The sequence below is a fragment of the Pseudomonadota bacterium genome, assembly GCA_010028905.1.
Taxonomy (GTDB): Bacteria; Vulcanimicrobiota; Xenobia; order RGZZ01; family RGZZ01; genus RGZZ01.
On the sequence record RGZZ01000241.1, the window covers coordinates 1 to 7575 of the forward strand.

Annotated in this window: 8 protein-coding genes; 2 read left to right on the forward strand and 6 right to left on the reverse strand. The window is 68.1% G+C overall.

Annotated elements, in window-relative coordinates; genetic code table 11:
* Positions 1-144: 144 nt before the first annotated feature.
* Complete coding sequence (locus EB084_15460; protein ID NDD29655.1) at positions 145-915, forward strand: hypothetical protein; 771 nt, start codon at positions 145-147, stop codon at positions 913-915.
* Positions 916-977: 62 nt separating this feature from the next.
* Here the strand turns inward: EB084_15460 and EB084_15465 are convergent, their stop codons facing one another.
* The 4 genes from EB084_15465 to cysK form a co-directional block, all read right to left on the reverse strand.
* Positions 978-1805 carry a carbohydrate ABC transporter permease gene (locus EB084_15465; GenBank protein ID NDD29656.1) on the reverse strand — a complete coding sequence of 276 codons (828 nt, stop codon included), beginning with the start codon at positions 1803-1805 and terminating at the stop codon, positions 978-980.
* A gap of 28 nt (positions 1806-1833) precedes the next feature.
* Positions 1834-2733 (reverse strand): sugar ABC transporter permease, encoded by a 900-nt coding sequence (locus tag EB084_15470; protein ID NDD29657.1) that lies wholly within the window; start codon positions 2731-2733, stop codon positions 1834-1836.
* Positions 2730-4031, reverse strand: coding sequence for a sugar ABC transporter substrate-binding protein (locus tag EB084_15475; GenBank protein NDD29658.1), 1302 nt, complete (start codon positions 4029-4031; stop codon positions 2730-2732). Before EB084_15475 ends, EB084_15470 begins: the two co-directional genes overlap by 4 nt.
* 72 nt (positions 4032-4103) lie before the next feature.
* Positions 4104-5213: a cysteine synthase A gene (cysK, locus tag EB084_15480; protein ID NDD29659.1), complete on the reverse strand. Its 1110-nt coding sequence runs from the start codon at positions 5211-5213 to the stop codon at positions 4104-4106.
* Positions 5214-5215: 2 nt separating this feature from the next.
* On the opposite strand from cysK, the gene EB084_15485 reads away from it, so the two are divergent.
* On the forward strand, positions 5216-6109 hold the full coding sequence (locus EB084_15485) for a serine acetyltransferase (protein ID NDD29660.1): 894 nt from the start codon (positions 5216-5218) through the stop codon (positions 6107-6109).
* A gap of 114 nt (positions 6110-6223) precedes the next feature.
* Here the strand turns inward: EB084_15485 and trxB are convergent, their stop codons facing one another.
* Positions 6224-7156: a thioredoxin-disulfide reductase gene (gene trxB, locus EB084_15490; protein ID NDD29661.1), complete on the reverse strand. Its 933-nt coding sequence runs from the start codon at positions 7154-7156 to the stop codon at positions 6224-6226.
* 34 nt (positions 7157-7190) lie between these two features.
* Positions 7191-7556 carry a glutaredoxin family protein gene (locus EB084_15495; protein ID NDD29662.1) on the reverse strand — a complete coding sequence of 122 codons (366 nt, stop codon included), beginning with the start codon at positions 7554-7556 and terminating at the stop codon, positions 7191-7193.
* Positions 7557-7575: the final 19 nt, after the last annotated feature.

Genomic DNA, 7575 nt, shown 5'->3' on the forward strand with positions numbered 1-7575 from the left:
TTGACCGCTTCATCGCCGAAGAAATCAACAGTTATGTCGCTGCGGCACGCGCCGCTCAATTGACCCCTGAATAAGCCCCGCCCCATGTCCCAAACCCTTTCTTCTCCGGCCGTGCGCATCCATGCCATTGGAGGGCCCGAGGTGATGCAACTCGAGTCTGTCGATGTGCCCGCGCCTGGAGCGCCGGTGCTCACCGCGCCCCAGGGACGAGGCCCCGCCATGGCAAGCGGGTCGGGCACCCGAGGCTTCCCGCTCGGCACAGGGACGACCAACGGTGCCGGAAGCACCGCGGGCGGCGCGATGGCCGGTGCGCGCGATGGCGGCGACAGCGGAGGAGGAGCCAGCGCCACCTACCAGAACTGGGTGCACGTAAGCTTTGCCCATCGCGGATTCCTCGATCTGGTGACCCGCAACGTCGACCTCGATCGAAGCCCTGAGCCCACAACGTGGGAAGATCTGTGCACGCTCACGGGCATCGATCCCACGACGCTGCAGTCACAGCCGCACGTGTCGCCCTATCTCAAGCGCCTGGTCTACGCCGTGCCCCGCAGGGAGCTGATGAAGACCATCATCGGCATGCGCGGAACGGTGAAGCTGCGCGCCACCGTAGAGCTCTCCGGGAAGGCGCACGCCGAGGTGCTGACGTCGTCCGGCACGAGCGTGCTCGATGAGGTGGCCGTGTGCACCATCGAGACGAGCCACTGGCTGCCCGCCCTCGACCATGGCGCCCCCGTGATCGACGGCATCGAGCTCGACATGCGATTCAGCGATGTGGCGGAAGGACCGACGGGGCACGCACTCACGGCGCGAGGGCAGCGCGAGGGGGCGCAGGGGGCCGTGATCACGCCCGCAGGAGACGGCCAGGCGCCGGTGAGCGTTCCCGGAGGCGCGGGGCAGCGCCCGGGCTCCTGGTAGGCCCGCGTACCGCTCCCGCGCGCAAGATGCACGGCAGCGCTGCGGTCGACGCGCGCGCACGGCTACTTCCCGCCCGTGCCCACCGCGCTCTGGATGAAGTGACGCTGGAAGATGATGAACAGCACCACCACCGGCAGCACCGAGATGGTTGTGGCGGCCATGAGCAGGTTGAACTCGATGTTGTGGCTCGAGCGATAGAACTGCAGCCCCAGCGTGACGGTGTAGGTGCCCTGGTCTTGCAGGTACAGCAGGGGGGCGAGGAAGTCGTTCCACACGCCCTGCACGGTGAGCACCGACATGGCGGCCAGGCTCGGCCACGAGAGCGGCAGCACGATGGAGCGCAAGATGCGCAGCTCACTCGCCCCCTCGAGGCGCGCCGCCTCCTCGAGCTCGACCGGGAAGGCCCGGAACACCTGTAGCAGATAGAGAATGAAGAACGCATTCCCGAGCCAGCTGGGAAGCACCAGCGGCCAGATGGTGTTCACCATTCCGAGTCGGGCGAAGATGAGGTACTGGGGCACCATCACGACCGGGAAGGGCAGCACGAACGCGGCCAGGGTGGCCAGCCGCATGAACCTGGCAGTCCGTCCCTGAAGGCGCGAGAGCCCCCACGCCGCGAGCGGGCACGAGACCAGGTGCCCCGCGAGCACGAGCATGGCCAGAACGAACGTGTTCCAGGTGTACTTCACCATGGGCACGATGGCCAGGGCATCTCGGAAGGTCGCCGCATCAGGGCGGGTCGGGAGAAGGGCGAGCGGATGGGCCACCACGTCGGCGTCGCTCTTGAACGCCGTCGAGAGCATCCACGCCAATGGCAGGGCGAAGAACGCCGCGGTGACGAGCGCCAGCATCCACAGCGCCATGGTGACGGCCGTCGAGCGACGCCTCATGCGAATCCTCCGTCGTACCCACGTGCCCTCATGTGCGTTCCTCCGTGAGTCGGGCCAGCAGCACCGAGATGCCCAGCGACACGGCGAACACGATCATCGACAGGGCGGCGGCGTAGCCGAACTGCAGCTCATGGAACGCCTTCTCGTAGAGGTAGAGCACGATGAACATGGTGGCCCCGAGCGGGCCGCCCGCGGTGGCCACGTAGGCCCCGGTGAAGCTCTGCAGCGTGGCGGCCGTGCCGAGAACGAAGCTGAACGTGAGCGTGGGCATGAGCTCCGGCAAGGTGATGCGCGAGAAGATGGCTACCGGACCCGCGCCGTCGATGAGCGCGGCCTCGTAGACCGAGGTGGGAACCATCTGACGCGCCGCGAGCACGAGAAAGGCGGCTCGCCCCAGGCCCCACAGGCTCATGAGGAAGAGCGTGAACAGCGCCACCCGAGGGTCGAGCAGCCAACGGGGCCCCGTCACGCCGAATGCGGCCAGCACGCCGTTCACGAGGCCCGTCCCTGGCTGGAAGAGCCACATGCCCACGAGAGAGAGCGCCACCCCCGAGAGCACCGTGGGCAGATACACCGCCGCGCGCACCGCGCCCACCGCGACCCCACGCAGACGCCCCGTGGCCCCTTCCGCGATGTGGTGCAGCAGCAGACCGATGCCGAGCCCGCCCACCACCTCGGTGGGCACGTACATCGCGGTGTACAGAAAGGTCACCTTCACCGATTGGATGAAACGATCATCAGACATGAAGATCTCGCGATAGTTCGAGAGCCCGACCCAGACGGGCGCCCCGAACATGTCCCAGCGGCAGAAGGAGAGCCCAGCCACGCTGATGAGGGGCAGCGCCACGAAGAGCACGAGACAGAAGGTCCACGGAGCGAGCATGGCCAGATAGGGTGCGTCGCTCCCGGCGCGACGCGGCCCGCTCATGGCCCCTCCTCCGCCACCGCGCGGCGACGCCAAGCGTCGGCCTGGGCGGCCAGCGCGTGTGCGGTGCCCACGTAGTCGCGCTCCGGGGTCAAGATAGCCGTCTCCATCAGCGCGCGGGCCGCCGGCTCACCGTAGCGGGCCCAGTAGCGGTCGCGCGTGTAGGCGCGAGGGCGGCACGTCGCGAGAGACCGCAGCCACGGGCCGTCGAGCGGATCGCTCTCGAGCTTCTCTGCCTTCACCAGCGCGCTGGAAGAAGGCAGGGCCCAGGCCCGCCAGACGGTGGAGGCATCGGGCCCCGCGTGATTGCGCAGGAAGCGCCACGCCAGATCCGGATGGCGGCTCTGGGCGCTGATGGCGAACCCCGCCCAGAACAAGATGTTCGAGGGGGCCTTGGGGCCCAAGGGAGGAGGCACCACGACCAGATCCTTGCCGAACGTCTCGACAAGACCCGGCTGCGGCCAGCGTCCTGTCACCCACATACCTGCCTTCCCCTGCTCGAACTGACGATTGCCCCCTTCCCAGACGCCGAGCTCTTGCGGAAGAGGGGCCGATCGATCTTCGATGACCACCCCGCGCACGAACGCCACGGCCTCGAGGGCGGCCGGGCCGTCGAGGGCGCCGCTGTACGACCCGTCGTCGTTGACGACCCCGCCACCGGCGCCGGCAGCGAACAGCTCGAGCGTCGACGCGACAGGTCCCGGCATCACGACGCCCCACGTATCGGTCTGGCCATCGCCGTCATCATCATGCGTGAGGGCGCGGGCCGTGCGACGAAAATCGTCCCAGGTCCAGCCCTCGCGTGGAAGGGGAACGCCCCGCCTTCGAAAGACGGCCGCGTTGCAGAAGACGCCGACGGGGGTGAAGTCCTTCGGAAGCAGGTACAGCTGTCCGCGCCATCGACCGGGCGCCGTGACGCCCGTCACATAGTCGCTGTCGCGCAGGGGCGGATCCTGCGCCATGCGGGCGTCGAGGGGGAGCAGGGCGCCACGGCTCACGAACGCGGCCACCGCGTCGTCTCCCAGCTGCACGATGTCCGGCGCGCCGCCGGAAGCGTACTGGGTGAGCAGGCGGGTGTAGTAGTCGCCCCCCGACACCGCCTCGAGGCGCACGTCGACGGCCGGCTCGCGGGCGCTGAAACGGGTGATGAGCTCGCGATGCGGCGCGAGGGCCCGCCCGCTGTCGCCGGTGGCCGCGCGCAGCAGCGGCGGCCCCTGAGCGGCCTCGGTGCGCGCGCATCCGAGGGCACCCAGCGCCATCGCGGCGATGAGAACAGCAAGGGCCGCGCGAATCGCGCGCAACCGAGGCGTTTGCTTCACGCCGATGTGTTGCGGCACGCGTGAGTGAATCCCTGTCGGGCCGGGGTCACCGTGTCACGACTGCTCGAAGAGGGGGGTGCTGAGGTAGCGCTCTCCGAGGTCAGGGAGCACCACCACGATGGTCTTGCCCGTCATCTCGGGCTCCGCGGCGACGCGCGACGCCACGGCCATGGCGGCGCCACACGAGATGCCGCAGAGAATGCCCTCTTCCCGCGCCAGGCGGCGGGCGTAGTCGATGGCTTCGTCATAGCCCACCTGCTCGACCCGGTCGACGAGCGACATGTCGAGGTTGCCGGGCACGAAACCGGCCCCGATGCCCTGTATCTTGTGCGGGCCGGGCTGCACGGGGTCACCGTTGCGCGTCTGCGTGATGACCGGGCTCTCGCGGGGTTCGACGGCGATGGAGAGCAACGGGCGTCCACGGTCGATCTCGAAGTAGCGCGAAATGCCGGAGATGGTACCCCCCGTGCCGACGCCGGCCACGAGGACGTCGACGTTGCCTCCCGTGGCCTCGAAGATCTCCGGACCGGTGGTGAGGCGATGGATCTCGGGATTCGCTCCGTTGGCGAACTGATCGAGCAGCAGCCACTTCTCGGGCTCGTTGGCGGCCATCTCGTGGGCCAGACCGATGGCCCCCTTCATGCCCTTGGCGCCCTCGGTGAGAACGAGATTGGCCCCCAGCTGCTGCATGAGGCGGCGCCGCTCGATGCTCATGGTCTCGGGCATGGTGAGCGTGAGCGGGATGCCCTTGGCGGCACACACGAAGGCCAGGGCGATGCCCGTGTTCCCGCTGGTGGGCTCGATGATCTGACGACCCGGGGTCAGGAGCCCGCGGCGCTCGGCGTCCCAGATCATGGCGGCCCCGATGCGACACTTCACCGAGAAGGCGGGGTTGCGGCCTTCGATCTTGGCAAGAATCGTAACATCAGACCGCGGGGAGACGCGGTTCAGGCGCACGAGCGGGGTGCCCCCGATGGTGGAGGCGTTGTCATCGAAGACGCCACCCTGCTGGTGACGTCCGAACTCGAGGAGGGTTTCGGTCTGCACGCGGGCTTCAACCTTTCGCGAGAGAGATGGAAGAGGGGTTATAGCATACCCGACTTCCCACGAACAGGGTTGCCCCGCAATCGGGGGATGTTCACATCCAAGGAGCGAAAGCCGCATCCATGAACGATCTGACACGAGCCCTCTGCGAGTCCATGGCCGCGCTGGCGCCCTCCCGTGCGGGCGAATGGCGGCCCCTTCCCGCGAGCGACACGGTGGCCAGGGTGACCGAGACCCTTCGCCGCGTGCTGTTCCCCGGCTACTTCGACACCGCCGAGCTGCAGGGCGAGCAGGCCTTCTTCCAGACCGGGATCGCGCTGCACGAGGCCATCGCCGACCTCGAGACACTGACGAGCCGCGCCCTGTGCTTCACATCGGCCGGACACACGCGTGACTGCGATGTGTGCCCACGGCGGGCGCGAGAGATCGTCGAACGGTTCGTCGGCCAGCTCGCTGCGCTGCAGCAACGCCTCATCGGCGACGTGCGCGCGGCCTACGACGGCGACCCGGCAGCGACGGGTCCCGAAGAGACCATCTTGTCGTACCCGGGAGTGCGGGCCGTCACCCTGCAGCGCATCGCCCACGCCCTGCACGTCCTGGGCGTTCCCCTCGTCCCCCGCATGATCACCGAGCACGCCCACGCGCTCACGGGCATCGACATCCATCCAGGCGCCGCCATCGGCGATCGCTTCTTCATCGATCACGGCACAGGCGTGGTCATCGGAGAGACCGCGGTGATCGGGCGCAATGTGCGTCTCTATCAGGGCGTGACCCTGGGCGCACGCAGCTTCCCGCTCGATGCGGAAGGAAGACCGGTGAAGGGGCGGGCGCGCCACCCCATCATCGAGGATGACGTGGTCATCTACGCCGGGGCCACCGTGCTCGGACGTATCACGGTGGGGCGCGGCTCGATCATCGGCGGCAACGTCTGGCTCACCGAGAGCGTGCCGGCAGGGTCGGTGGTGACACAGTCGGCGCTGCGACACGAGACCTATGGCGAGGGGGCTGGCATCTGAGCGCTCGCTCTGTGGAGCGGCGCGCACCGGCTCACATCTTGACGAGCTGATCGAGGTCAAGGACAACGGCCGAAAAGGCCTGCCTCCGCCTGAAAGGACTACCAGAGGTGCAGCTCACAGCCGCGCTTCCAGCGTGATGTAACGCTCAGCCTCGAGGGCAGCACGACAGCCCGAGGCGGCAGCGGTGACGGCCTGCCGGTACTTCACGTCGAAGGCATCGCCAGCCACGAACACGCCCGGCACGGCCGTGCGGCTCTCGCCCTCCACGGTGCGCACGTAGCCCTTCTCATCGAGGGGCACCTGGCCATCGACGAACCAGGTGTTCGGCGTGTGCCCGATGGCGACGAAGAGGCCATCGAACATCTCGCTGGCCACCTCGCCCGTGTCGACGTTGCGCAGCGTGAGACCGTGCATGCGCTTTTCGCCGAGGACCTCGACCACCTCGGTGTTCCAGTGGAAGACCACGTTGGGGAGGGCCTGGACGCGCGCCTGCATCACCTTCGACGCGCGCAGCGTGTCGCGGCGATGGATGAGATGTATCTCACGCGCGATGCGCGACAGCTGCAGCACCTCTTCGAGGGCCGAGTCACCGCCGCCGTTCACCGCCACCTTCATGCCGCGGAAGTGGGCGCCGTCGCACACCGCGCAGGTCGCGACGCCGCGGCCCATGTATTCGTCTTCTCCAGCAATGCCCAGCCGTCGCGCGCTCGCGCCGGTGGCGATGATCACGGCCGGCGCGACGTGCTCTCCGCTGTCGGTGGACACGCGCAGGCGTCCGGGCGTTCCGAAGTCGACCGCCACAGCGTCTTCCTCGATGACGACGGCGCCGAAGCGCTCGGCCTGCTCGCGCATCATGCGCATGAGGTCGGGACCGAGCACGCCCTGCGGAAAGCCGGGGAAGTTCTCGACCTCAGTGGTGGACATGAGCTGCCCCCCGGACGCGTAGCCCGCGATGACCAGCGGGCGCAGAGACGCGCGGGCCGCGTAGATGGCGCTGGTGAAGCCCGCGGGGCCGCCGCCGATGATGATGACGTTGTGCTCGCTCACGTTGTGATCGCTCACGTTGTGCTCGCTCACGATGTCAGGCCTCCGTTCCCACGGTGCGGGGCGCAAGCGCCGCTTCGAGCTTCGTGCGGTTCATGCCGAGGATCTCGCGACCGTCGACGATGGTGAGCGGCGTGGCGGCGTATCCTCGGTCGTGCAGCGCTTGCAGCGCCGCGTCGTCGGCCCGCACGTCGCGCTCGTCGAACGCGACGCCGCGGGCCTTGAGATAGGCCTTCACCTGCATGCAGGTCGGGCAGCCGGGCTGGGTATAGACGGTGACGGATGGGGTGGACATGGGACCTTCCTCCTCGTTCTGGTGATTTTTGGATGGGCCTCGGATCTTCGGGGGAGCGGTTGGGGTGCGATCTGATGTGTAGATACGAGTCAAGTCTCTCATTTCCATACTAATTGGAAATAATTGG

Excerpts from the sequence above, each read along its gene's own strand:
- EB084_15460 (NDD29655.1), top strand. The coding sequence starts at position 145 with ATGCAACTCGAGTCTGTCGATGTGCCCGCGCCTGGAGCGCCGGTGCTC.
- EB084_15465 (NDD29656.1), bottom strand. The coding sequence starts at position 1,805 with ATGAGGCGTCGCTCGACGGCCGTCACCATGGCGCTGTGGATGCTGGCG.
- EB084_15470 (NDD29657.1), bottom strand. The coding sequence starts at position 2,733 with ATGAGCGGGCCGCGTCGCGCCGGGAGCGACGCACCCTATCTGGCCATG.
- cysK (NDD29659.1), bottom strand. The coding sequence starts at position 5,213 with ATGCGGCTTTCGCTCCTTGGATGTGAACATCCCCCGATTGCGGGGCAA.
- EB084_15485 (NDD29660.1), top strand. The coding sequence starts at position 5,216 with ATGAACGATCTGACACGAGCCCTCTGCGAGTCCATGGCCGCGCTGGCG.
- EB084_15495 (NDD29662.1), bottom strand. The coding sequence starts at position 7,556 with ATGGAAATGAGAGACTTGACTCGTATCTACACATCAGATCGCACCCCA.